Genomic DNA, 24782 nt, shown 5'->3' with positions numbered 1-24782 from the left:
GGGATGCCGATGGGAGACATGGTCGTCGTCCGCAAGGAGGGGCTGTACTGCGTGCCGGGGGATTTCTATATCGACCCATGGCGGCCGGTGGCGCGCGCCGTGATCACCCATGCCCATGGCGACCACGCGCGCGTCGGCCACGGCCACTACCTGGCGGCGGCGCCCGGCATCGGCGTGCTCAAGTCGCGCCTGGGAGACATCTCGGTCGATGCGCTCGGGTATGGCGAAAAGATCGTCCACAACGGCGTGACGATCTCGCTACACCCGGCCGGCCATGTGCTGGGATCAAGCCAGGTGCGCATGGAATGCGGCGGCGAAGTATGGGTCGCATCGGGCGACTACAAGGTCGAACCGGATAAAACCTGCGCGCCGTTCGAGCCGGTGCGCTGCGACACCTTCATCACTGAATCGACCTTCGGCCTGCCGATCTACCGCTGGCAGCCTGAAGCCCAGCTGATGGAAGAGATCAATGCCTGGTGGCGCAAGAATGCGGACGAGGGACGCTGCAGCGTGGTGTTCGCCTATTCCTTCGGCAAGGCGCAGCGCATCCTGGCCGGACTCGATCCGTCGATCGGTCCGATTGTCTGCCATGGCTCGGTCGAGCCGCTCAACCGTGCCTACCGCGCGGAAGGCGTCGACATCCCGCCGACGGTGCTGGTCACCGATATCGAGAAGGCGGCGCTGCGGCGCGCGCTGGTGGTGGCGCCGCCGTCCGCAAGTGGCTCGACGTGGATGAAGCGCTTCGGCGACTACAGCGATTCCTTCGCCAGCGGCTGGATGCTGCTGCGCGGCGCACGGCGCCGGCGCGGCGTCGACCGCGGCTTCGTGCTGTCTGACCACGCCGACTGGCCGGGCCTGATGAGCGCCATCAAGGCAACCGAGGCCCAGCGCGTGATCGTCACCCACGGTTCGATCCCGACCCTGGTGCGATGGCTGTGCCAGAACGGGCTGGATGCGTCGGGCTTCGAGACCGAATACGGCGACGAGGAAGACGACGACGCAGTGGAGAAGCCATCGCCACCGGCAGCAGGAGACGCCAATGCGTGAATTCGCGCGCCTGTACGCCGACCTCGACGAGACCACGTCGACCACCCGCAAGCTCGATGCGCTGCAGGGCTACTTCGCCAATGCCGCTCCCGAGAACGCCGCCTGGGCGGTCTACTTCCTGGCCGGCGGCAAGCCACGCCAGGCGGTGCCGACCAAGCTGCTGCGCCAGTTCGCCATCGAATACGCGGCACTGGACGAATGGCTGTTCGACGAGTCCTATCATGCGGTGGGCGACTTCGCCGAGACCATCGCCCACATCCTGCCGCCGCCCACCGAACGTTCGGACGTGGGCCTCGCCGAGTGGATGGAACAACGCATCGGACCCTTGCGCGGCGCCGATCCCGGCCGCATCCGCGAAGCCTTGTTCACCTACTGGAACGAGCTCGATTGGCGCGAGCGCTTCCTGCTGGTGAAACTGATCGGCGGGGGCTTTCGGGTTGGCGTGTCGAAGCTGCTGGTGACGCGTGCGCTGGCCGCGATCGCCGCGGTCGACAGCAAGCTCATTGCCCAGCGCCTGATGGGCTGGACCGACGGCCGCGTGAAACCGACGGCGGCAGGCTTCCTTCAGCTAATCGCCGAGCAATCGGACGAAGAACACAAGCTGCGCGGCGGCCAACCTTATCCCTTCTTCCTGTCGCACCAGCTCAATGGCGACCCGGCCACCCTGGGCGAGCTGGATGACTGGCTGGTCGAGTGGAAGTACGACGGCATCCGCGCCCAACTGGTGCGGCGCGACGGCCAAAGCTTTTTGTGGTCGCGCGGCGAAGACCTGATCACCGAACGCTTTCCAGAGCTGGCGGCGGCGCGCCTGCCGGACGGGATGGTGCTCGATGGCGAGGTGCTGATCTGGCAGCCGGATTCCGACCTGCCTTCTCCTTTCGCCGACCTGCAAAAGCGCATCGGCCGCAAGACCTTGTCTGCCAAGCTGTTGGGCGAGCTGCCAGCCGTGCTGTGCTGCTACGACCTGCTGGAGCTGGACGGCGTCGACCTGCGCGGCCTGCCGCAGCATGAGCGGCGTGCGCTGCTCGAAGTAGAGGTCGCGAAGCTCGACCAGCCGCAGCTGCGCCTGTCGCCGCTGGTCCACGCCGACAGCTGGGACGAACTTGCCACACTGCGCGCCGGTTCGCGCGCGCGCAGCGTCGAGGGCATGATGCTCAAGTCGCGCACGGCGCAATATGGCGTCGGCCGCACCAAGGACGTCGGGACCTGGTGGAAGTGGAAGATCGACCCGTATGCCATCGACGCCGTGCTGCTGTACGCCCAGCCGGGCAGCGGCCGGCGCGCCTCGCTCTACACCGACTACACCTTTGCCGTGTGGGACGGGGCCGGAGCAGAGCGCAAGCTGGTGCCGTTCGCGAAAGCGTATTCCGGCCTGACCGACGCCGAGATCGCCCAAGTCGACAACGCGATCCGGCGCACGACCATCGAGAAATTCGGGCCGGTGCGTTCGGTCAAGCCGACCATGGTGTTCGAGATCGGCTTCGAGGGCATTGCGCTGTCGCCGCGCCACAAGGCGGGGATCGCGGTGCGCTTTCCGCGCATCCTGCGCCGGCGCACCGACAAGCCGGTGGAGGAAGCCGATACGCTCGACACGCTAAAGGGCTTGCTGGAGGCGGCCACCGCATGAGTCGTAATCCGGTAAGCACCCGCATCGACGCATGGTTGTCCAGCCGCGGCTGGACTGCCTTTCCATTCCAGCGTGCGGTATGGAAGGCCGCGCTGAAGGGCGAATCGGGCCTGCTGCATGCGAATACCGGCGCCGGCAAGACCTTTGCCGTCTGGTTCGCGGCCCTGCAACGCGCCGGCCTCGAGGCGGGGAGGGCCAAAGCGGGCCTGCGCGTGCTGTGGATCACGCCGATGCGCGCGCTGGCGGCCGACACTCAGCGCGCGCTCGAGGATTCGGTCGCCGAGCTGCTGCCCGAATGGCGCATCGGCGCCCGTACCGGCGACACCAAGCCGGCCGAGCGGGCGCGCCAGGCGCGCAGCATGCCGGCGGCGCTGGTGACGACGCCCGAGAGCCTGTCGCTCATGATCAGCAATGCCGCCGCTCTCGAACAGTTTCGCCATCTCGACATGGTCATCGTCGACGAGTGGCATGAACTGATGGGCAGCAAGCGCGGCGTGCAGGTGCAGCTGGCGCTGGCGAGATTGCGGCGCTGGCGTCCCGAACTGCTGGTATGGGGCGTGTCGGCCACGATGGGCAACCTCGACCTGGCGCGCCAGGTGCTGCTGGGAGGCGAGGAAGGCGCGGATTCGGGCGTCCTGGTCGAAGGCGACACGCGCAAGAAAATCGTGGTCGACAGCCTGATCCCCGAGAACGTCTCGCGCTTTCCCTGGGGCGGCCACCTGGGCCTGCAGATGCTGCAGCCGGTGATCAATGAAATCGAGGGGCACGAGGCGACCCTGGTGTTCACCAACACCCGCTCGCAGGCCGAGATCTGGTACCAGAACATCCTGGAGGCGCGGCCCGACTGGGCCGGCGTGATCGCGCTGCACCACGGCTCGCTCGACCGCGAGGTGCGCGAGTGGGTCGAGCTGGGCCTCAAGAGCGGCATATTGAAGGCGGTGATCTGCACCGCCAGCCTCGATCTTGGCGTGGACTTCCTGCCGGTCGAACGCGTGCTGCAGATCGGTAGCGCCAAGGGCGTGGCGCGGCTGCTGCAGCGCGCCGGCCGCAGCGGCCATGCGCCGGGCCGGGTCTCGCGCGTGACCCTGGTGCCGACCAATAGCCTGGAATTGCTGGAGGCGGCCGGCGCCAAGAAGGCGGTGGCGGCGCGCCGCATCGAAGGCCGCTACGTGCCGAATAAACCGTTCGACGTGCTGGTGCAGCACCTGGTGACGGTGGCGCTGGGCGGCGGCTTCCGTTCCGAAGAGCTGTATGAGGAAGTGCGGCAGGCCTGGTCCTACCGCCACCTGACGCCGGAAGAATGGCAGTGGGCGCTCGACTTCGTCGCGCGCGGCGGCCAGAGCCTGACCGTGTATCCCGAATACCGGCGCGTGCTGCCGGACGACGAGGGCGTGTATCGCGTGCCCGACAGCGCCATCGGCCGCCGGCACCGGATGGGCATCGGCACCATCATGTCGGACGCCACGATCCAAGTGAAGTTCATGACTGGCGGGCGCATCGGCAGCGTGGAAGAGTCGTTCATCTCACGCCTGAAGCCCGGCGACCGCTTCCTGTTCGGCGGGCGCATCCTGGAGTTCGTGCGGGTGCACGAGCTGACCGCTTTTGTAAAGCGCGCCAGCGGCACCCGCGGCGCGATCGCGCGCTGGCAGGGCGCCAAGATGCCGATGTCGAACGAGCTGGCCCACGCCGCGCTCGAAGAGCTGCGCCTGGCCGACGGGGGCGTGTTCGACGGCCCCGAGATGCGCGCCATCGAGCCTTTGATCGCGATTCAACAACGCTGGTCGGCGCTGCCAACGAGCGAAGTATTGGTGCTCGAGTCGATGAAGAGCCGCGAGGGTTACCACCTGTTCGTGTATCCGTTCGCGGGCCGTTCGGTGCATATGGGCCTGGCGTCCCTGATCGCCTTTCGCGTCGGCCGCGTGCAGCCGATCACGTTTTCGATCGCCATCAACGATTACGGTTTCGAGCTGATGGCGCCCGAGCCGGTCGACTGGGCGCGTATATTCGACGCGCCGACCGGCGCCGGCGTGGAGCTGTTCGATACCGACCGCCTGCTGGAAGACGTGATCGACAGCCTCAACGCGACCCAGCTGTCGCAGCAGCGCTTTCGCGAGGTGGCGCGGATCGCCGGCCTGGTGTTCTCGGGCTACCCGGGCCAGCCGAAGTCGAACCGCCAGTTGCAGGCCTCGTCTTCGCTGTTCTTCGAGGTGTTTCGCAAGCACGATGCCGGCAACCTGCTTCTGACCCAGGCGGGGCGCGAAGTGATGGAGCAGGAGCTCGAGCTGACGCGCCTGCGCGACACCCTCACCGAGCTGCACGCGCGGCGCGTCGCCTATCGCGAGATAAAACGTGCGACGCCATTCGGGTTTGCCCTGATGGTCGAACGCTTCCGCGAAAAGGTCAGCACCGAAAAACTCAATGACCGCGTGGCGCGCATGCTGCGCGAGCTCGAGAAGGCGGCGGCATGAGCGGCGTCATGGTGGAGGTGGCCGGCGAATCGCTCCTGCTGCTGCCGGAGAAGGCCATCTATTGGCCGCGCGAGCGGATGCTGATCATTGCCGACATCCACTTCGGCAAGGCGGCCGCCTTCCGCGCGCTCGGGGTGCCGGTGCCGCGCGGCACGACCTCTGAAAACCTGGCCGGCCTCGACGCCCTGGTGGCGGCGCACGACGTGCGCCAGGTCGCCTTCCTGGGAGACTTCTTGCATGCGCGCGCCGCCCACGCCAGCTCGACCCAGCTGGCGATGCTGGCCTGGCGCGGACGCCATCCCGATCTGGCCTTGATGCTGGTGCGCGGCAACCACGACCTGCACGCGGGCGACCCGGCGGCGGCGCTGGGAATGGGGCTGGTGGACGAGCCGCATGCGATCGGGCCGTTTGCCTTCTGCCACCATCCCGGCGTCGACGCGCCAGGCTATGGCCTGGCCGGCCACGTGCATCCGGTGTATGTGCTGGCGACCCGTTTCGATGCGCTGCGCCTGCCGTGTTTCGTCGTCGGTGAGCAGGGGTTGATCCTGCCATCCTTCGGCGCGTTTACCGGAGGCCACGCGGTCAAGCCTGGGCCGGGCGACCACATCTATGTGACGTCGGGCGACGCCGTCCACGCCGTCTGCTAACCCATGCTTGCCGTTGGTTCGTAACCGTACGGACCTTGCTTTTTCACCGGGGTACTGTCTACATGGATCGAAGGCGGCGTCATGCCGTCCCGCTAATTTGTAGGATATTGGGAGATTGCCATGAAAAAACGCATCCTGATGTGTTCCCTGGTGGCGGCCCTGGCCCCGGCCGGCATGCTGCTGGCGACGAGCAGCACGGCCCTGGCGCAGACGGCGCCGCAGAGCCGCACCGTGACGCCCGCCATCGAGGGCTTCCATGTCGAAAAAGTGCCGCGCCTGGAGCAGGGCGCCGCCTTGCATTTCCATGTGTATGGGACCCGGAACGCCACGGTGAACGTGACTATTGACGGCGCTACCCGCAGCGTCCAGATGCAGGAAACCGACCCCGGCCGCTACAGCGGCAGCTATGTGATCGGCAACCACGACCGCTTCCAGCCCGACAGCCCGGTGACCGCCGAGATGCGGCTGGGCAGCCAGATCGCGACCACCGTGTTGCGTGACGGCCTGGTGAGCGGGGCTGGGGCTGCGGCGTCGGCGCCGTCGCAAGAGTCGGTGCGGCAACTGGCATCGAAGGACGCTGGCGTCGCCAGCGCGGCCCCGGGCGCCGCGCCGCCGCCACCGCCGCGCACGACCGAGCGTCCACGTGTGGCGCGCTATTGCACCAGCTGTGCAGTCGTCGAGAAGGTCGAGATCGTGCGTGAGGCAACCGGGGGAGCACGGCCGCTGGCCAGCGACGTGCAGGCCGCCCAGCGTTACCGGGTAACCGTCCGCTTCGATACCACCGAAGCGACCCAGGCGATCGAGTACGACAACAATCCGGGATACCGCAAGGGCGATCGGGTACGTGTCAACGATGGGGTGTTGTCGCTGGATAAAGAATAGCGGCGGAGTCAAGAACGGCCCGCAGCAACACCACGTCATTGCTTCCACTGGCAGCAATGACTTCCCGCGCAGGCGGGAACCTAGGGTTGCAAGCGTTTCGATAACGCCAGCTTACTTAGGTTCCCGCCTGCGCGGGAACGACGGTCTTGGGGCTAACTTACGAAGGGTTTGGGGCTAACTAACGGCGGCTAGGGGCTAATTAGTACGTTGACGCTGACGATCAAACCGTTGCCAGCACCTGGTCATCACCAGGCTGATCGAGCTCGGCCTTCTGCTTGGCGGCGCCCTTGGTGCGCGAACGTGACGGTGGCAGGCGGCGCAGGGTCTTGAGTGCGTCGGCGTCCTTGATGCCGATGGTGCGCTGGTCGACGGTGATCAGGCCGATTTCGTTGAAAGCCGACAAGGTACGGCTGACGGTCTCGAGCGTGAGGCCGAGGTAGCTGCCGATCTCGTGGCGCGTCATGCGCAGGTTGAACAGCTTGCTGGAATAACCCATCGCGGCGAAGCGGTCGGCCAGCGAGACCAGGAAGCGGGCCACGCGCGCCTCGGCCGACAGGGCGCCGAGCATGCCGATCATGGTCTGCTCGCGCACCAGTTCGCGGCTCATCACGCCGTACATCATGTTCTCGAGTTCGCTGTGGACGCGGCCCAGTGCGGTCAGTTTCTTGAACGGCAGCAGGATCAGGTCGCAGTCGGACAGGGCCACGGCCTCGGAGGCATAGTGGCGGGTGTGGATGCCGTCGACGCCGAGCATATCGCCCTTCATGGGGAAGCTCAGCACCTGTTCGTTGCCGAACTCGTCGATCAGCACCGTCTTGAGGAAGCCCGAGTTGACGATGTACAGGGTGTCGAAGGCCTGGCCGATCGTGTGCACGCGCTGGCCAGTCTTGAACTGCACGTGCTGGAACAGCAATTCTTCGGAGCTCACCGACACGCTGGTAGGAATACGGAGCAGGTCGCACACTTCTTTCAGGTTGGACCAGAGGCGACCCTGGCGCTGCCGTCCCGCTTCCATCGGGGAATGCAGGGTAGGCTGGGTAACGTTGCGTTGATCTGACGGTGGCTGGGACTGCATGCTCATCTCCGGTAAGGGAATTCAGGTTTCACGCGATCCCGGCGGCACGGCAGCGTGCGGTAGCGCGTCTGCCATGCCATGGTTTTATATGGCTGACGCCGTGACTTGGATCGCAAGCAAGTCGAAACGCTGAATTCAGTATGCCAACACGAGTCCGGCACGAATATCAGCGTTGCCTGAATATGTAGGTAGGACAGATGGTGCAGTCGTAGGAAAACTCCTACCACCAAGAACGCTGCACGAATGGCGGAAAGTGGCAGAGTGGAAACAGAAGGGGTGTGACGCGGTGGCGGAGCCAGCCGGGGAAATGGGGCGTGCGCCGCACGAAAACGACGCGCGGCGGTCAAAGAAAATCAGTGCATCACGCCTTCAGTGGCGACAACAGGCGGTGTGCGACGGCATATTGCACCATCTCGGACAGCGAGCTCATGCCCATTTTCTGCATGATGCGGGTCTTGTGGGTGCTGACGGTTTTCACCGACAGGTGCAGGCCGTTGGCGATCTCGGTGATCGACTTGCCGCTCACCAGGAGCGAAAACACCTCGAATTCGCGGTCTGACAACTGCTTGTGCAGCAGTTGCTCGCTTGGCGCCATGATGTTCAGCGCCAGTTGCTCGGCCACTTCGGTACTGATGTAGGGCCGCCCCGAGGCAACCTTGCGGATCGCCCCCACCAGTTGCGTGCCCGCGCTTTCCTTGGTGAGATAGCCCTGGGCGCCGGCCCGGATTGCGCGCACCGCGTACTGCTCTTCCTCGTGCATGGTGAGGATCAGGATGGCCAGCTTGGGCGCCTCGCTGCGCACCTGCCGGATCAGGTCGACGCCGCTGCGGCCGGGCATGGACAGGTCGAGCAGCAGCAGGTCGAAGCCGCCCTGGCGTACCAGCGACAATACTTCGAAGCCATTGGTGGCTTCGCCCACGATGTCGACTTCCTCGGCGCCGTCCAGGATGCGCTTGAGGCCCTCGCGCATGATCGTGTGGTCATCGGCGATGACGATTCTTACCATTATCGATTCCCTCGAACCTGAAGCGGTTTCCTACCCTGGATCAGCAAAAAATCTATTGTAGCTGTAAATACATGAACGCGTGGTGGCGGGGTCAAGAAGCCGCCGGTTCGGCGATCAGGCGGTGCACCAGCACCGGCTTGGTCGTGTGCGACAAGACCTTGTTGGTGACGCTGCCCAGCAGTAGCTGGTTCCAGCCGCTGCGGCCGTGCGAGCCCATGAAGATCAGGTCGCAGCCTTCCTGCTCGGCGACATCGACGATCTTGAGCGCCGCCGAATCGGAAAACGCCGTCATGCACTGGCACTGGAGGAGAGCGCTGGCGCAGGAGCGCGTGATCCTGCCCATGTATTCCTCGCCCATGCGCCGCATCTGGGCGATGTATTCCTCTTCGCTGGGGTAGGCGGGCGGGATGATTTCGACGTACACGGGATACTGGTACTCGGGGGCGACGAACAGGGCCAGCACCTCGGCGCCCATCTGTTGCGCGAATTTGACGCCGGCGCAGGCGGTGTGCTGCGACACGGCCGAACCGTCGGTGGTGATCAGGATCTTGCGGTACATTGTGGTTCCTCCCACTTGGCCACGCACATTCAGACAACTCAGTGCAGGATGGCGATTTCTGAGACGCAAACAGTTGAGTTCCATCAAATGAACGCAACCTGCCGCGATGCGACACTAAACCTGGAAAACTGACCTGCGATTACAAAATACAACACCGACCTTATGAAAAGCATCAGGAACCCCCGCTTTTAATTGTCGCGGAATTAAGTTTCCTTGTCCATTTTGTTGCATTGCCCTCTCTGAGATTTACCTGCGGCAACCACGCTGCTACACTCGCTTTAATTACTCCACCGAAACTTAACCGGCCGAGCCGGCCCGGTGGACGCAGCAGAACCCCCCGGATTGCAGAGCTGATTGCTCATTTATACATTATGGAGAAGCAGGGATTATGACCGACGCCGCTGACGATTTCGACGCACTATTCGAGGAAGTGGCGGCGCAGCGCACCAGCGCACCGCCCGGCCCCTCCGCAGCGACCGAGCCGGCCCCGGCCGCCGCCAGCAACGACGAGGACGACCTGGAATCCTTGTTCGACCAAGTATCCGCCACCGCTGCCCCGGCCGTCGCCGCCGTGGCTGCCACCGCTGTCGTGGCGACTGTCGCGCCGGCGGCGCCCGCAGCCTCACCGGCCGAGGAAGGCCACGAAGGCGGCATGTTCGAACGCCTGGGCGGCATCGTCCGCCTGTTGCACGACTCGCTGCGCGAGCTGGGCTACGACAAGGCGCTGACCGAGGCGTCGTCGCAGATCGTCGACGCCCAGGACCGCCTGGAATACGTCGCCACGCTGACCGAACAGGCCGCCAACAAGGTGCTCAACACCCTGGACGAGGGCATGCCGGCGCAAGACCAGCTGCAAAAGCAGGCCAAGGACATGGAAACCCGCTGGGCCGACCTGTTCGAAGGCAGGATGAGCCTGGATGAATTCAAGGCCCTGGCCGGCGATTCGCGCCAGTTCGCGGCGCGCGTCAATGAAGCGACCGAAGCCGAGCGTGCACGTCTGCTCGAGATCATGATGGCCCAGGACTTCCAGGACATCACCGGCCAGCTGATCAAGAAAGTCGTCAAGATCACGCAGACCGTCGAGAGCGAACTGGCCCAGCTGCTGCGCGACAACGCGCCTCCTGACGTCAAGGAAAAGCTGGCCAAGAAAGAACAGGAGCAGCCTGCGCCCGTGCAACTGATGCAGGGCCCATCGGTGCCGGATGCGGCGCTGAACCAGGACAATGTTGACGATCTACTTGCCGATCTGGGATTCTAATGGACGATATGCTGAAGGATTTCGTCGTCGAGGCGATGGATCTGGCGGTAAACGTAGAAGAGCACCTGCTGCGCCTCGAACGCGACCCCGAGAATAAGGAAACGCTGAATGCGGTGTTCCGGTCGTTCCACACGATCAAGGGCGGCGCCGGCTTCATGGGCCTGCCCGCGCTGGTGGCGGCCTGCCACCTGACCGAGAACCTGTTCGACGCGCTGCGCACCGGCGCCGCGCCGGTGACGCCGCTGGCGATCGAAGCGGCGCTGCAGGCTTCGGGCTTCGTGGCCGACCAGCTCGGTGACCTGAACAACGGCACGCCGCCGGAAGGCCTGGCGCAGATGCCGGGCGACCTCGAGCGCATCCTGATGGACGCGATCGAAGGCAAGGACAATGCGCCGGCGCCTGCCGCCGCCGCGCCGGCCGCTCCCGTCCCGGTCGCGCCGATCGCACCGGCCGTGGTTGCGGCCCCGGCTGCGGCCGATGCAGATGGCCTCGATTGGGCCGGCATGTATAACGCCGTGGTGCCGGCGGCGAACGCCATCGGCGCCAACGCCGATGTTGCTGCTGCGCCGCTCACTGTCGCGGCCGTGGCTGCGGCGCCCGCACCGGCTGCTGCCGCGTCCGCACCGGCAGCCGCTGCACCCGCTGCACCTGCCGCTGGCGGAAAGAACTGGGACGGCGTCGAGCGCCGCAACGACAACAAGCCTGCCGTTGCCGCACCGGCCAAGGACGAGAGCATCCGTATCGACGCAGTCAAGCTCGACGCGCTGCTCGAAGTGGCCGGCGAATCGGTGCAGGCCGCCAACCAGGCCGCGGTGCTGCTGGAGCGCCTGCAGCAGTTCAAGTTCGAAGGCCAGGCCGCGGTGCTGATCGCGACCCTGACCGAGACCCTGGAGCGCGCTTCGCGCTACTCGGCCGAGCTGCAGCGCGCCACGCTCGCGACCCGCATGCAGCCAGTGGGCCGCCTGTTCCAGAAATTCCCGCGCCTGGTGCGCGAGCTGGCGAAAGACCTCGGCAAGGACGTCGAGCTGACCATCGAAGGCGCCGAGACCGAAGTCGACCGCGTGGTGGTGGACAGCCTGTACGATCCGCTGGTGCACATGCTGAGGAACGCCCTGGACCACGGTATCGAGGCGCCCGAAGCGCGCGTCGCCGCCGGCAAGCCGGCCAAGGCGTACATCCTGCTGAAAGCCTGGCAGGAAGCGAACAGCGTCATGATCGTGCTGCAGGACGACGGCAAGGGCATGGACCCGGTCGTCCTGCGCAAGAAGGCGGTCGACAAGGGCCTGATCGGCGAGAACGGCGCCCAGAGCGACGAAGACGCTTATCAACTCGTGTTCCTGCCGGGCTTCTCGACCAAGGAAGTCGCTTCCTCGGTGTCGGGCCGCGGCGTCGGCATGGATGTCGTGAAAACGGCGGTCGAGAAGAACCGCGGCGCAATCCGCATCGAATCCTCGCTGGGCAAGGGCACGCGCTTCGCGATCCGCCTGCCGATCGAGCTGTCGATCGTGCCGACCATGCTGGTGTCGACCTCGGGTGCGCAACTGGCGCTGCCGATGGCCGTCGTCGAGCGCGTGGTCGAGCTGCCGGACGATTTCGCCTGCGTCGGCGGCGCCCCGGTGCTGAAAGACCAGGGCCGCCCACTGCCGGTGCGTTCGCTGGCGCTGGCGCTGGGTTACGAGGCCGCGTCCGAGAAGGTCGGCATCGTCATCAACGCGCCGCAGCCTTACATCCTGGCGATGGAAGCGGTGGACGGCACGGCCGACCTGGTGATCAAGCCGATGACCGCGCTGACGGTCGAAGGCATCACCGGCACCGCGCGCTCGGCCGAGGGCGAGCTGGTGCTGGTGGTTGGCCTGTCGTTCCTGATGGATGGATGCAGGAGCAGCGTACGCCTGGCTGCATAAAAACCAACGCTTTTCGCCGCTTGCGCCAAAAGCGCAGACAAAAGCCTGTGTTTGTGACACAGGCTTTTTTTATTTGCATCGAGCAAACCCCTTGCAAATATTATTTGCTGCGTGGTAAGGTCGTTGGCATAAACGTGCGCCGCCCCGGCTTGGTGCGGCACTGCACAATTATGGCATAATCGAAAACCCGGTCTCGACAGGCCGTGCACCATCTCACCGCAACACTGGATCGACCATGCAAAAAACGCTCTACGACAAACTCTGGGATTCCCATGTCGTGCGTGCCGACGCCGATGGCACCACAGTCCTCTATATCGACCGCCACCTGGTACACGAAGTGACCAGCCCGCAAGCCTTCGACGGCCTGCGCGAAGCGGGCCGTGGACTATGGCGCGTGTCCGCGAACCTGGCCGTGGCCGACCACAATGTGCCGACCACCGACCGCGCGCAAGGCATCGCCGATCCGACCTCGCGCCTGCAGGTCGAGACGCTCGACGCCAACACCAAGGCCTTCGGCCTGACGTATTTCGACATGAACGACAAGCGCCAGGGCATCGTGCACGTGATCGGGCCCGAGCAAGGCGCGACCCTGCCGGGCATGACCGTCGTCTGCGGCGATTCGCACACCTCGACCCACGGCGCCTTCGGCTGCCTGGCGCATGGCATCGGCACCTCGGAAGTCGAGCACGTGCTGGCCACGCAAACCCTGCTGGCCAAGAAATCGAAATCGATGCTGGTCAAGGTCGAGGGCACGCTGAACCCCGGCGTGACCGCCAAGGACATCGTGCTGGCCGTGATCGGCCGCATCGGCACCGCCGGCGGCACCGGTTACGCCATCGAATTCGGTGGCTCGACCATCCGCGCGCTGTCGATGGAAGGCCGCATGACGGTCTGTAATATGGCGATCGAAGCGGGCGCGCGCGCCGGCATGGTGGCGGTCGACGACACCACGATCGCCTACGTCAAGGACCGTCCGCTGTCGCCCAAGGGCGCGCAGTGGGAGCAAGCCGTCGCCTACTGGCGCACCCTGCACACGGATGGCGGCGCGGCCTTCGACACTGTCGTCGAACTGGACGCGAAAGACATCCAGCCGCAGGTCACCTGGGGCACCTCGCCCGAGATGGTTACCGCGATCGACGGTCGCGTGCCCGATCCGCAAAACGAACTCGATCCGGTGCGCCGCGGCGCGATCGAAAAGGCGCTGGCCTATATGGACCTGGCGCCGAATACCCCGATCGATGAAATCGCGATCGACAAGGTGTTCATCGGCTCGTGCACCAATTCGCGCATCGAAGACCTGCGCGCCGCCGCCGAGGTGGTGCGCGGACGGCATCGCGCCGCCAACGTCAAGCTGGCCATGGTGGTGCCGGGTTCGGGCCTGGTCAAGGAACAGGCCGAGCGCGAAGGGCTGGACCGCATCTTCGTCGATGCCGGCTTCGAATGGCGCGAGCCGGGCTGCTCGATGTGCCTGGCGATGAACGCCGACCGGCTGGAGCCGGGCGAGCGCTGCGCCTCGACCTCGAACCGCAACTTCGAAGGCCGCCAGGGACAGGGCGGACGCACTCACCTGGTGTCGCCGGCGATGGCGGCGGCGGCGGGGATCGCGGGCCGCTTTGTCGACGTACGTGCGCTCTGATGCGTTAATAGGACACGACCGTATATCAGGTAACAGGAAGATCATGAAAAAAGCACTCGCACTGTCCCTCATCACCGTTCTGCTGGCCGGCTGCAACACCATCTCGGGCATTGGCCGCGATGTGTCGAAAGTGGGGCAGGTCGTCACCAGCGCCGGCGGAAGGTAAATAACTAAGATCCCCGCCTGCGCGGGGATAAACTTGGGTCCCCGCCTGCGCGGGGATGACATTGATTGGTCCCCGCGCAGCGGGGATGAGGGAAACATGGATAAATTTACCGTACACCAGGGCCTGGTGGCGCCGCTCGACCGCAACAACGTCGACACCGACGCCATCATCCCGAAGCAGTTCCTCAAATCGATCCGCCGCACCGGCTTCGGTCCGAACCTGTTCGACGAATGGCGCTACCTGGATCACGGCGAGCCGGGCCAGGATTGCAGCACCCGTCCGCTCAATCCGGACTTCGTGCTGAACCAGCCGCGCTACGCCGGCGCCTCGATCCTGCTCACTCGCAAGAACTTCGGCTGCGGTTCCTCGCGCGAGCACGCGCCGTGGGCGCTGCAGCAGTATGGCTTCCGCGCCGTGGTCGCGCCGAGCTTCGCCGACATCTTCTTCAACAACTGCTTCAAGATCGGCCTGCTGCCGATCGCGCTGTCCGAAGAAGAAGTCGAAACGTTGTTCCAGGCGGTCGAAGCCAACCCGGGCTTCGAGCTCACGATCGACCTCGAGAACAAGCGCATCGGCACCCAGGACGGCAGCCTGTCGTACAGCTTCGAGATCGACGACTTCCGCAAATACTGCCTGCTCAACGGCCTGGACGACATCGGCCTGACCCTGCGTCACGCGGACGAGATCCGCGCCTTCGAGCAACGTCACGTCGCGGCCCAGCCGTGGCTCGCCAACACCATCTGAACAAAGAAAGCAGCTCAATGAAGATCGCGATCCTGCCGGGTGACGGCATCGGCCCGGAGATCACCGCGCAAGCAGTGAAGGTATTGAACGCCCTCGGCGAATCGTTCGAGATGGAAAGCGCGGAAGTCGGCGGCGCCGGCTATGCGGCCCACGGCCATCCGCTGCCCGAAGGCACACTGAAACTGGCGAAACAGGCCGATGCGGTGCTGTTCGGCGCCGTCGGCGATTACCAGTACGATTCGCTCGAGCGCGCCCTGCGTCCCGAGCAAGCCATCCTTGGCCTGCGCCGCGAGTTGAACCTGTTCGCCAACCTGCGTCCGGCGATCCTGTATCCCGAGCTGGCCGGCGCCTCGACGCTCAAGCCAGAAGTGGTCTCGGGCCTGGATATCCTGATCATCCGCGAACTGACGGGCGACATTTATTTTGGCAAGCCGCGCGGCGTGCGCGAGTGCCCGGACGGCCCGTTCAAGGGCCAGCGCGAAGGCTTCGACACCATGCGCTATGCCGAAGGCGAGATCCGCCGCATCGCCCATGTCGCCTTCCAGGCGGCGAGGAAGCGAGGGCAACGAGTGACCAGCGTCGACAAGGCCAATGTGCTGGAAACCTTCCAGTTCTGGCGCGACATCGTCACCGACGTGCACAAGGAATACCAGGACGTCGCACTCGAACACATGTATGTCGATAACGCGGCGATGCAGCTGGTGCGGGCGCCGAAGAAGTTCGACGTGATCGTTACTGGTAATATGTTCGGCGATATCCTGTCGGATGCGGCCGCGATGCTCACCGGTTCGATCGGCATGCTGCCGTCGGCCTCGCTCGACGCCAATAACAAAGGCTTGTACGAACCGTCGCACGGTTCGGCGCCCGACATCGCGGGGCAGGGCGTGGCCAATCCATTGGCGACGATCCTGTCGGCGGCAATGATGCTGCGCTTCTCGCTCGGCCTGACCGAACAGGCGGACCGCATCGAGAACGCCGTCAAGCGCGTGCTGGCGCAAGGGCTGCGTACGCCGGATATTTTCGAAGCAGGTTCCACCAAGGTGGGCACCGAAGAGATGGGCAACGCGGTGGTCGCGGCGCTCGCATAAAGTTTAGTTAACCCTGAGAGAAGATGATGAAATTAGTTGGTCTGGTAGGTTGGCGCGGCATGGTCGGCTCGGTTCTCATGCAGCGCATGCAAGAGGAAGGCGATTTCGACCACATCGAGCCGGTGTTCTTCACCACCTCGAATCCGGGCGGCGCCGCGCCTTCGATGGCGAAGAACGAAACCATCCTGAAAAGCGCGCTAGATGTTACCGAACTGTCGAAATGCGAGATCATCATCTCCTGCCAGGGCGGCGACTACACGAGCGAGGTGTTCCCGCAACTGCGCGCGGCCGGTTGGAACGGCTACTGGATCGACGCCGCGTCGACCCTGCGCATGAACGATGACGCCGTCATCGTGCTCGACCCGGTCAACCGTTCGGTAATCGACGCCGCGCTGGCGAAAGGCGTGAAGAATTACATCGGCGGCAACTGCACCGTGTCGTGCATGCTGATCGGCCTGGGCGGTCTGTTCGAACAAGGCCTGGTCGAGTGGATGACCTCCATGACCTACCAGGCGGCATCGGGCGGCGGCGCCCAGCACATGCGCGAACTGCTGACCCAGTTCGGCACCATCAATAGCTCCGTGAAATCGCTGCTCGACGATCCGGCATCGGCCATCCTCGAGATCGACCGCACCGTGCTCGCGACCCAGCATGGCCTGTCGGCCGACGAAACGAAGCAGTTCGGCGTGCCGCTGGCCGGCAACCTGATCCCGTGGATCGACAAGGACCTGGGCAACGGCCAGTCGAAAGAAGAGTGGAAGGCCGGCGCCGAGACCAACAAGATCCTGGGCCGCGGTGCGGGCTTCGACAGCAAAGCCATTCCAGTCGACGGCCTGTGCGTGCGCATCGGCGCCATGCGTTGCCACTCGCAGGCGCTGACCATCAAGCTCACCCGCGATGTGCCGCTGGACGAGATCAACGACATCATCGCCAAGCACAACCAGTGGGTGAAGGTGGTGCCGAACACGCGCGAAGCGTCGATGCGCGACCTGTCGCCGGCGGCCGTCACCGGCGGCCTGGGCATCCCGGTCGGCCGCCTGCGCAAGATGTCGATGGGCGACGATTACCTGTCGGCCTTCACGGTCGGCGACCAGCTGCTGTGGGGCGCGGCCGAACCGCTGCGCCGTATGCTGCGCATCGTGCTCGAGCGTTAATCCAATCTGTTGCCTCACTGGCAACTGACATGCAGTCTGCATAATGAATGCCCCGTCTACGGGGCATTCGCTTTGAAGAAGGTGCATACTCCGGTCGTCCGGGTGCGTCGAGACCTTGCGTGCTCCAGAGCATGATGTTATGTTGAGACTCCGGGAAACCGCCTTTCCCTCGGCCAACTCATTTCGCTGCTAACTATGCATTCTTCGCACCAATCTCCGCTCGTGGCAACCGCGCTGAAATCGATCACCGCCGCCGTGGCCAGTGCAGTGTTCCTGACTTCCGCCGCCCATGCTGCCGGGTTGGGGAAATTGACGGTGTTGTCGGCGCTTGGCCAGCCGCTGCGCGCCGAGATCGAGCTGACGGCCGGCGCCGGCGAAGACCCGGCAAGCATGGCGGTCAAGCTGGCTTCGCCCGAAGCCTTCCGCGCAGCGAACATCGAATTCAACCCGGCCCTGCTGTCGCTGCGCTTCGCGGTCGACGAGCGGGCCGGACGCCAGGTGATCCGGGTCAGCTCGACCCAGCCTCTTAATGAGCCCTTCGTCGACATGCTGCTGGAGCTGACCTGGAATAACGGTCGCCTGGTGCGCGAATACACCTTCCTGCTCGACCCGGCCGAACTGCGCACGACCCAGCCGGCCCAGGTGGCGGCGGCGCCGCAAACCCGCCAGGCCGCGCCGAGCGCTGCATCGCGACCGGCTCCTGCGGCTGCCGCGCGAAGTGAAGCACAAAGTGAAGCACCGAATGAAGCAAGGATTGCCGCCGCCCGCCGCGGCGCCGAACGCCAGGCGCGCGAAGCCCAGGCGCGCGAAGCGCAGGACAGCTACCGCGTGCGCCGCGGCGATACGCTCAGCGGCATCGCGCTCGACGTCAAGCCGGCCGACATCTCGCTCGACATGATGCTGGTCGCGCTGTACCGCGCCAATCCCGACGCCTTCATCGGCAACAATATGAACCGCCTGAAGTCGGGCCAGATCCTGAGCATCCCGGACGCCGATTCGCTGCGCGGCGGCGCCAGCCAGGGCGAGGCGCGCGGCGTGGTCGTGGCCCATGCGGCCGACTTCGACGCCTACCGCAACAAGCTGGCCGGCCAGGTCGCCAGCAGCGCGCCGAGCGCCACGCCGCAGGGCGGCCAGAGCGCCAGCGGCCGCGTCACCGCCCGCGTCGAGCAGCAGCCGACCGCCGTCAGCGAAGCGCAGGACAAGCTGCAGCTGTCCAAGGCCACGCCCGGCGCGGCCGGCGCGCCGGCCGACGGCACTGCCAGCGTCGAAGACACGGTGGCCAAGGAACGCGAACTGGCGCAGGCCGAAGCGCGCGTGAAGGAACTCGAGCGCAACGTCAACGAACTCGAAAACCTGATGACGGTGCCGAGCCGCGCCGGCGCCGAGGCCGAGCAGGCCGCTGCCGCCGCTGCTGCCACTGCTGCCGCCGAGAAGCCGGTGGCCAAGCCCGCGCCGCGCCCGCGTCCGGCAAGGCCGGCCCCGCCGCCGGAGAAAAGCCTGGTCGACACCATCCTGGACAATATGCTCTACATCGGCGCCGGCGCGCTGGTGCTGCTGCTGGCCGCGCTCGGCATCTCCCAGCGCCGCAAGCGCAAGGACGCCGACCTCAAGCCGGTGCCGGCCGAACCCTCGGTGCTGGGCGTGCCCGGCGCCAGCGCCCATTCGCTGTTCGCCGAAACCGGCGGCCAGAGCGTGGACACGAATAACAGCGTGTTCAACTCCAGCTTCGCGCCATCGGCCAGCCAGCTCGACACCAACGAGGTCGACCCGGTCGCCGAAGCCGATGTCTATATCGCCTATGGCCGCGACGCCCAGGCCGAAGAAATTTTGAAGGACGCGCTGCGCGTCCATCCGGAACGCCATCCGGTGCGCCTCAAGCTGCTCGAGATCTACGCCACCCGCAAGGACGTGCGCGCCTTCGAAGCCCAGGCGCGCGAGCTGCATGCCTTCACCGGCGGCCAGGGCGACGAATGGGCCCAGGCCGCGGCGCTGGGCCTGACCCTTGACCCGGCCAATGCGCTGTATGCGAACGCCGCCCCGGCGTCGACCCCGGCGCCATCGCCGCAGGAACGCAACCAGCAGGCGATCCTGTCGCAGCAGTTCGAAGACGCCTTCCGTGGCGGCCCGTCGGTGGACGCGGGTGCGGCCGCCGGCGCTGCTGCTGGCGTCGCAGCTGGTGCCACCGCGGTGGCCCTGGCCAAGGACGACGAGGACCGCACGGCCGCGCCACAGGCCGAATCCGCGCCAGAGGCCCGCAACGACGACAACACGCTCGACTTTGACCTCGGCGGCCTGACGTTCGAGCCGGTGACGAATACCGACACGGCGCCGCCTGCGGCAAGCCGTCCGGATCCGGATGCAACCGCCGTACCCGACCTCGAATTCGACATGGCGCCGTTCGCGCCACCAGGCAGCGCGGCGGCGGCCGAGCAGGGCAAGGGCACGCCGGACGCGAACGACCTCGATTTCGACATGGACTTCGACACCCCTGCGACCGCCCAGCCGGCGGCACGCGCCGTGACGGTCGACGATGACGACGACTTCACGCTCGACCTGACGCCGCAGGCGCAAGTGCAGGCAACCCCGGTCGACATGGCCGGCTTGGCCAAGGACTTCGAGGGCTTGCCGCCGCTGCCGGGCAGCACCCCGCGGCCGACCGTGGCGCAGGCCGATCCGCTGCACGATCTCGATACCATGGATTTTTCCGCGCCCACCACACCGGTGACGCCGTCGTTCGACGAGACGCCTGCGCGTCCTGCCGCCGCGGCAAGCGCATCGGAAGATCCGCTGTTCGACCTGGACAGCATGGACTTCGGTACGCCGGACGAGCCGCGCGCGGCAGGCGGCGCCGAACCGAAGGACTTCGGTGCGCGCGTGGACGATCCGTTCGACGCCTTCGACTTGCCCGAGACCCCGGCTCCGGTGCCGGCGCCGCAGGAAGTCTCGGCACGCGATGCCTTCGAACCTGCTTCGACGCCGGCCGGCGACAAGGCCGCGCCATCGTTCGACCTGGCGGACTTCGACCTCGACCTGCCGTCATCCGACGCCGCTACCGCGCAGCCGCTGGATGCGGCCGGTGCAGCCGCCGAGGCGCCGGGCCAGATGTCGCCCGAGCACATGGAGATGGAGACCAAGCTCGATCTCGCCATCGCCTACCAGGAGATCGGCGACAAGGAAGGCGCGCGCGAGCTGCTGGACGAAGTCATCAAGGGCGGCAATAGCGAGCAGGTTGGCAAGGCCAGCGCGATGAGGGAACTGCTGGCGTGACCCGTATCGCTTTGGGTGTCCAGTACATCGGCACCGGTTGGAACGGCTACCAGAAACAGCCGGAACGAAACACCGTCCAGGACCGTCTCGAAATCGCGCTGGAGAAGTTCGCCTGCGTTACTTTGAGCACGACGTGCGCCGGCCGTACCGACGCCGGCGTGCACGCCATCGAGCAGGTCATCCATTTCGATACCGACCTGAATCGTCCGGTCCAGTCCTGGGTGCGCGGCGTGAACGCCTTCCTGCCCGAGTCGATCGTGGTGCGCTGGGCCGCCGCGGTCGACGCGCAAGAAGGGGAGCAGGAATTCCACGCCCGCTTCTCGGCCCGTTCGCGCACCTACCACTACGTGCTCTACAACCACCCGAATCCGTCGGCGCTGCTGGCCAAGCGGGCAGGGTGGGTGTTCCGTCCGCTCGACGTCGAGCGCATGCGCGAAGGCGCGCGGCACCTGATCGGCACCCATGACTTTTCGAGCTTCCGCGCCAGCAGCTGCCAGGCCAATACGCCGGTGAAGGAGATGCACGAGCTGAGCATCGCGCGCCATGGCGACATCATCGTGTTCACCCTGCGCGCCAGCGCCTTCCTGCACCATATGGTGCGCAATATCGTCGGCTCGCTGGTGTACATCGGCACCGGACGCAATGAGCCGGAGTGGATGCGCGAGGTGCTCGAAGCCCGTTCGCGCGACGTCGCCGCGCCGACCTTCATGCCGGACGGCCTGTATTTCGCCAAGATCGAGTACGATCCGAAGTGGAAGCTGCCGCAGGAGGCCAGTGCGCCCCTGCCGTGGCTGTGATCGATTTCCAGGACTAGCCATGCGACGCACCCGTATCAAGATCTGCGGCATCACCCGCGAGCAGGACCTGCGCGCGGCGGTCGAGCAAGGCGCCGACGCGCTCGGCTTCGTGTTCTATCCGAAGAGCCCGCGCTACGTCACGCCGGCGCGCGCGGCCGAGCTGTGCGCGCTCCTGCCGCCGTTCGTGAGCGGCGTGGCGCTGTTCGTGAACCCGACGCTGGACGAGGTGCGCGCTGTGGCAGGCAGCATGCCGCTGGGGCTCATCCAGTTCCATGGCGACGAAACGGCAGAGGAGTGCGCCGCCATCGCGGCTGCCGTGCAGCGGCCTTTCGTGCGCGCCTACCGCATCAAGCCTGACACACCGCCTGCGGCTTTGCTAGAATGTGAATCTGCATACCGCGCCGCCAGTCCGTGGTTCTCGGGCCTGTTGCTCGATACCTGGGTAGACGCTTACGGCGGCGCAGGAAAGGTCTTCGATTGGTCTCTAATTCCAAAAGAGCTCGCGCCTCGGGTCGTTTTGAGTGGTGGGTTGAGCGTACACAACGTCCTTGAGGCGACCGAACGTGTTCGTCCCTTCGCCGTCGACATCAGCAGTGGTGTCGAGGAAGCGAAGGGGATCAAGGACGCCCGCAAGATCGCCGCCTTCGTCGCGGCGGTGCGGGCAGCCGATGCCACCATCGATAGCGAGTCGCACCATGACCACGAAAGACATCATCACGGCCCAGCTTAATGCTGCGCCGTTGTTCAAGACCCCGGATTACGCCCTGCCCGATGCGGTCGGGCACTTCGGCCCCTATGGCGGCAGCTTCGTCGCCGAAACCCTGTCGCACGCGCTGGCCGAGCTGAACGAAGCCTATGCGAAGTATGCGCAGGATCCTGAATTTCTCGAGGAATTCCGCTACGAGCTGGCGCACTTCGTCGGCCGTCCGTCGCCGGTGTACCACGCGCGGCGCTGGTCCGAGATGGCCGGCGGCGCCCAGGTCTATTTCAAGCGCGAAGACCTGAACCACACGGGCGCGCACAAGATCAATAACGTGATCGGCCAGGCCCTGCTGGCGCGGCGCATGGGCAAGCAGCGCATCATCGCCGAAACCGGCGCCGGCCAGCACGGCGTGGCCACCGCCACCATCTGCGCGCGTTTCGGCCTGGAGTGCGTGGTGTACATGGGCGCCGAGGACGTCAAGCGCCAGGCGCAGAACGTGTACCGCATGAAGCTCCTGGGAGCGACCGTGGTGCCGGTGGAATCGGGCTCCAAGACCCTGAAGGACGCGCTCAACGAGGCGATGCGCGACTGGGTCACGAATATCGAAAACACCTTCTACATCATCGGCACGGTGGCGGGCCCGCACCCGTATCCGATGATGGTGCGCGACTTCCAGTCGGTGATCGGCGAGGAATGCCGCGTGCAGATGCCGGCCATGACGGGACGCCAGCCCGACTACGTGGTCGCCTGCATCGGCGGCGGCTCGAACGCGATGGGCATTTTTTACCCGTATATCGGCGAGCCGGGCGTGCAGCTGATCGGCGTCGAGGCGGCCGGCGAGGGGCTCGATTCGGGCAAGCACGCGGCCTCGCTGACGGCCGGCATCCCGGGTGTCCTGCACGGCAACCGCACGTATCTGCTGCAGGACGAGAACGGACAGATCATCGAGACGCATTCGGTGTCGGCCGGCCTGGATTATCCGGGCGTCGGTCCGGAGCACGCCTGGCTGAAGGATTCGGCGCGCGCGCAATACGTGTCGATCACCGATGAAGAGGCGCTGCAGACCTTCCACGACTGCTGCCGCATCGAGGGAATCATCCCGGCGCTGGAGTCGTCGCATGCGATCGCCTATGGCGTGAAGCTGGCGGCGACCCTGCCGAAGGACAAGATCATCCTGGTCAACCTGTCAGGTCGCGGCGACAAGGACATGCACACGGTGGCGCAGCGGATGGGGCTGGATTTCGGCTGAAATCCGGGTTCATCCGGCTCCAGCCGCACATCGGCTGGAGCGCCGCACCATCCGTGACTCTTTAAAAGGAAACAGCATGTCCCGCATCGAACCCACTTTTACCGCACTCAAGGCGCAGAACAAGACCGCACTGGTGACCTTCATCACCGCCGGCGACCCCGGCCCCGAACTGACCGTCCCGCTGATGCACGCCCTGGTGGCGGGCGGCGCCGATGTCCTGGAACTGGGCGTGCCGTTCTCGGATCCGATGGCCGAGGGCCCGGTGATCCAGCGCGCCTGCGAGCGTGCGCTCAAGTTCAATGTCGGCCTGAAGGACGTCTTCGCCTTCGTGCGCGAATTCCGCCAGACCAACGCCAGCACCCCCGTCGTGCTGATGGGCTACGCCAACCCGATCGAGCGCATCGGCCAGGGTGAATTCATCCGCTGCGCGAAAGAAGCGGGCGCCGATGGCGCCATCGTCGTCGACTATCCGCCGGAAGAATGCGCCGACTTCGCTACTGCCATGCGCGACAACGGCCTCGACCTGATCTTCCTGCTGGCCCCGACCTCGACCACCGAACGGGTGAAGCAGGTAGCCCAGCATGGCGGCGGCTTCAGCTACTACGTCTCGCTGAAAGGCGTGACGGGCTCCGGCACCATCGACACCGACGACGTGGCGCGCCGCGTAAGCGCGATCCGTGAACACGTGAAGCTGCCGATCGGCGTCGGTTTCGGCATCCGCGACGGCGCGACCGCCAGGGCGGTGGCGCAAGTGGCGGACGCAGTCGTGATCGGCAGCCGCATCATCCAGGAAATCGAAGCGCATCCGTCAAGCGAGGCCGTCGAAGCAGTCCGCACCTTCACCTCAGGCATCCGCACCGCCCTCGACGCACGCTAAGCCATAATTAGGGTCAGAGTCGAATTATTGAGCAATTTCTTCGCTCAATGTTGTCATTTAATTCGACACTGACCCTCTTTGAGATTTCACCGCAGACATTACCCAAAAATTAGGGTCAGAGTCGAATTGTTTGATAACTTTTCGCCGGGCTGAGCCTCGAAAAGCACCCACTCGACGAATTGTTGCTTTATCGCAATCTATCTATTGCCCTGAAGCGATTCGTCATCGAATTTCTCAAAGTAAATTGGACCTCCAGTCTCGTCCCAGGAGGTTCTCGATGAAAATCCGTATCAAGCAAGTCGACGTATCGCAGTGCGCCAAGATGATCGCCGCGCTATATTTCATATTCTCGCTTCCGCTCATTCTGCTGTTCATGCTCCTGGCGCCACTGCTGAGGCAGACCCCGGCCGGCCTTGGCGCAGTCATCCTGTTCCCCTTCCTGTATGCCTTCGTCAGTTATCTTGGCGGCGTGCTATGTTTTTGGATTTATAACCTTGTCGCGCAACGTATCGGCGGATTCGAATACACGGCAGCCGAAGTCGCATCCTAGGTAACGGAAAATCCAACGCATTTGGTCGTTCAAATATATACCTGGCGTAATAGCCCAATAATTCGACTCTGACCCTAA

21 protein-coding genes are annotated in these 24782 nt (G+C 65.2%); 18 read left to right on the top strand and 3 right to left on the bottom strand.

Annotated features, from left to right (window positions below):
- The first annotated feature begins 9 nt into the window (after positions 1-9).
- The 5 genes from SOM61_RS03005 to SOM61_RS02985 all read left to right on the top strand — a co-directional run bounded on the left by SOM61_RS03005 (position 10) and on the right by SOM61_RS02985 (position 6671).
- Positions 10-1047: a ligase-associated DNA damage response exonuclease gene (locus SOM61_RS03005; RefSeq protein WP_320472717.1), complete on the top strand. Its 1038-nt coding sequence runs from the start codon at positions 10-12 to the stop codon at positions 1045-1047.
- Positions 1040-2674 carry an ATP-dependent DNA ligase gene (locus SOM61_RS03000; RefSeq protein WP_320472716.1) on the top strand — a complete coding sequence of 545 codons (1635 nt, stop codon included), beginning with the start codon at positions 1040-1042 and terminating at the stop codon, positions 2672-2674. The genes SOM61_RS03005 and SOM61_RS03000 overlap by 8 nt, the downstream gene beginning before the upstream one ends.
- Positions 2671-5142, top strand: a complete 2472-nt coding sequence (locus SOM61_RS02995; RefSeq protein ID WP_320472715.1) for a ligase-associated DNA damage response DEXH box helicase — start codon at positions 2671-2673, stop codon at positions 5140-5142. Before SOM61_RS03000 ends, SOM61_RS02995 begins: the two co-directional genes overlap by 4 nt.
- Positions 5139-5789: a ligase-associated DNA damage response endonuclease PdeM gene (gene pdeM / locus SOM61_RS02990; RefSeq protein WP_320472714.1), complete on the top strand. Its 651-nt coding sequence runs from the start codon at positions 5139-5141 to the stop codon at positions 5787-5789. The genes SOM61_RS02995 and pdeM overlap by 4 nt, the downstream gene beginning before the upstream one ends.
- Positions 5790-5909: 120 nt before the next feature.
- A complete protein-coding gene (locus tag SOM61_RS02985) occupies positions 5910-6671 on the top strand; it encodes a hypothetical protein (RefSeq protein ID WP_320472713.1) in 762 nt (253 codons plus the stop codon).
- Positions 6672-6891: 220 nt separating this feature from the next.
- On the opposite strand, the gene SOM61_RS02980 is transcribed toward SOM61_RS02985, so the two are convergent.
- The 3 genes from SOM61_RS02980 to SOM61_RS02970 form a co-directional block, all read right to left on the bottom strand.
- The gene (locus SOM61_RS02980; RefSeq protein ID WP_320473061.1) at positions 6892-7686 is read right to left on the bottom strand and encodes a Crp/Fnr family transcriptional regulator; all 795 of its coding nucleotides are present in this window, start codon (positions 7684-7686) and stop codon (positions 6892-6894) included.
- 421 nt (positions 7687-8107) lie between these two features.
- Positions 8108-8752, bottom strand: coding sequence for a response regulator (locus tag SOM61_RS02975; RefSeq protein ID WP_005662702.1), 645 nt, complete (start codon positions 8750-8752; stop codon positions 8108-8110).
- Positions 8753-8843: 91 nt separating this feature from the next.
- Complete coding sequence (locus SOM61_RS02970) at positions 8844-9311, bottom strand: universal stress protein (protein ID WP_320472712.1); 468 nt, start codon at positions 9309-9311, stop codon at positions 8844-8846.
- Between the two features lie 388 nt (positions 9312-9699).
- Here SOM61_RS02970 and SOM61_RS02965 point away from each other — a divergent pair, with 388 nt between their 5' ends.
- The 13 genes from SOM61_RS02965 to SOM61_RS02905 all read left to right on the top strand — a co-directional run bounded on the left by SOM61_RS02965 (position 9700) and on the right by SOM61_RS02905 (position 24704).
- A complete protein-coding gene (locus SOM61_RS02965; protein ID WP_320472711.1) occupies positions 9700-10569 on the top strand; it encodes a protein phosphatase CheZ in 870 nt (289 codons plus the stop codon).
- Positions 10569-12473, top strand: coding sequence for a chemotaxis protein CheA (locus SOM61_RS02960; RefSeq protein WP_320472710.1), 1905 nt, complete (start codon positions 10569-10571; stop codon positions 12471-12473). The genes SOM61_RS02965 and SOM61_RS02960 overlap by 1 nt, the downstream gene beginning before the upstream one ends.
- Positions 12474-12708: 235 nt before the next feature.
- Positions 12709-14109: a 3-isopropylmalate dehydratase large subunit gene (gene leuC, locus SOM61_RS02955; RefSeq protein WP_320472709.1), complete on the top strand. Its 1401-nt coding sequence runs from the start codon at positions 12709-12711 to the stop codon at positions 14107-14109.
- Between the two features lie 43 nt (positions 14110-14152).
- The gene (locus SOM61_RS02950; RefSeq protein ID WP_147937122.1) at positions 14153-14275 is read left to right on the top strand and encodes an entericidin A/B family lipoprotein; all 123 of its coding nucleotides are present in this window, start codon (positions 14153-14155) and stop codon (positions 14273-14275) included.
- A 96-nt stretch (positions 14276-14371) separates the two neighbouring features.
- Positions 14372-15019, top strand: a complete 648-nt coding sequence (leuD, locus tag SOM61_RS02945) for a 3-isopropylmalate dehydratase small subunit (protein ID WP_320472708.1) — start codon at positions 14372-14374, stop codon at positions 15017-15019.
- Between the two features lie 17 nt (positions 15020-15036).
- On the top strand, positions 15037-16107 hold the full coding sequence (gene leuB, locus SOM61_RS02940) for a 3-isopropylmalate dehydrogenase (protein ID WP_320472707.1): 1071 nt from the start codon (positions 15037-15039) through the stop codon (positions 16105-16107).
- A 26-nt stretch (positions 16108-16133) separates the two neighbouring features.
- Positions 16134-17261, top strand: coding sequence for an aspartate-semialdehyde dehydrogenase (asd, locus tag SOM61_RS02935; RefSeq protein WP_320473060.1), 1128 nt, complete (start codon positions 16134-16136; stop codon positions 17259-17261).
- A 222-nt stretch (positions 17262-17483) separates the two neighbouring features.
- Positions 17484-20528: a motility hub landmark protein FimV gene (locus SOM61_RS02930; RefSeq protein WP_320472706.1), complete on the top strand. Its 3045-nt coding sequence runs from the start codon at positions 17484-17486 to the stop codon at positions 20526-20528.
- Positions 20525-21325 (top strand): tRNA pseudouridine(38-40) synthase TruA, encoded by an 801-nt coding sequence (truA, locus tag SOM61_RS02925; RefSeq protein ID WP_320472705.1) that lies wholly within the window; start codon positions 20525-20527, stop codon positions 21323-21325. Before SOM61_RS02930 ends, truA begins: the two co-directional genes overlap by 4 nt.
- Positions 21326-21344: 19 nt before the next feature.
- Positions 21345-22055, top strand: a complete 711-nt coding sequence (locus SOM61_RS02920; RefSeq protein WP_320472704.1) for a phosphoribosylanthranilate isomerase — start codon at positions 21345-21347, stop codon at positions 22053-22055.
- The gene (gene trpB / locus SOM61_RS02915) at positions 22021-23277 is read left to right on the top strand and encodes a tryptophan synthase subunit beta (RefSeq protein WP_320472703.1); all 1257 of its coding nucleotides are present in this window, start codon (positions 22021-22023) and stop codon (positions 23275-23277) included. Before SOM61_RS02920 ends, trpB begins: the two co-directional genes overlap by 35 nt.
- A gap of 76 nt (positions 23278-23353) precedes the next feature.
- Positions 23354-24154: a tryptophan synthase subunit alpha gene (gene trpA / locus SOM61_RS02910; protein ID WP_320472702.1), complete on the top strand. Its 801-nt coding sequence runs from the start codon at positions 23354-23356 to the stop codon at positions 24152-24154.
- Between the two features lie 277 nt (positions 24155-24431).
- Positions 24432-24704, top strand: a complete 273-nt coding sequence (locus SOM61_RS02905; RefSeq protein WP_320472701.1) for a hypothetical protein — start codon at positions 24432-24434, stop codon at positions 24702-24704.
- The last annotated feature ends 78 nt before the right edge of the window (positions 24705-24782 follow it).

This window comes from Massilia sp. CFBP9012, from assembly GCF_034045115.1.
GTDB lineage: Bacteria > Pseudomonadota > Gammaproteobacteria > Burkholderiales > Burkholderiaceae_D > Telluria.
This window is presented reverse-complemented; position numbering and strand designations above follow the sequence as displayed.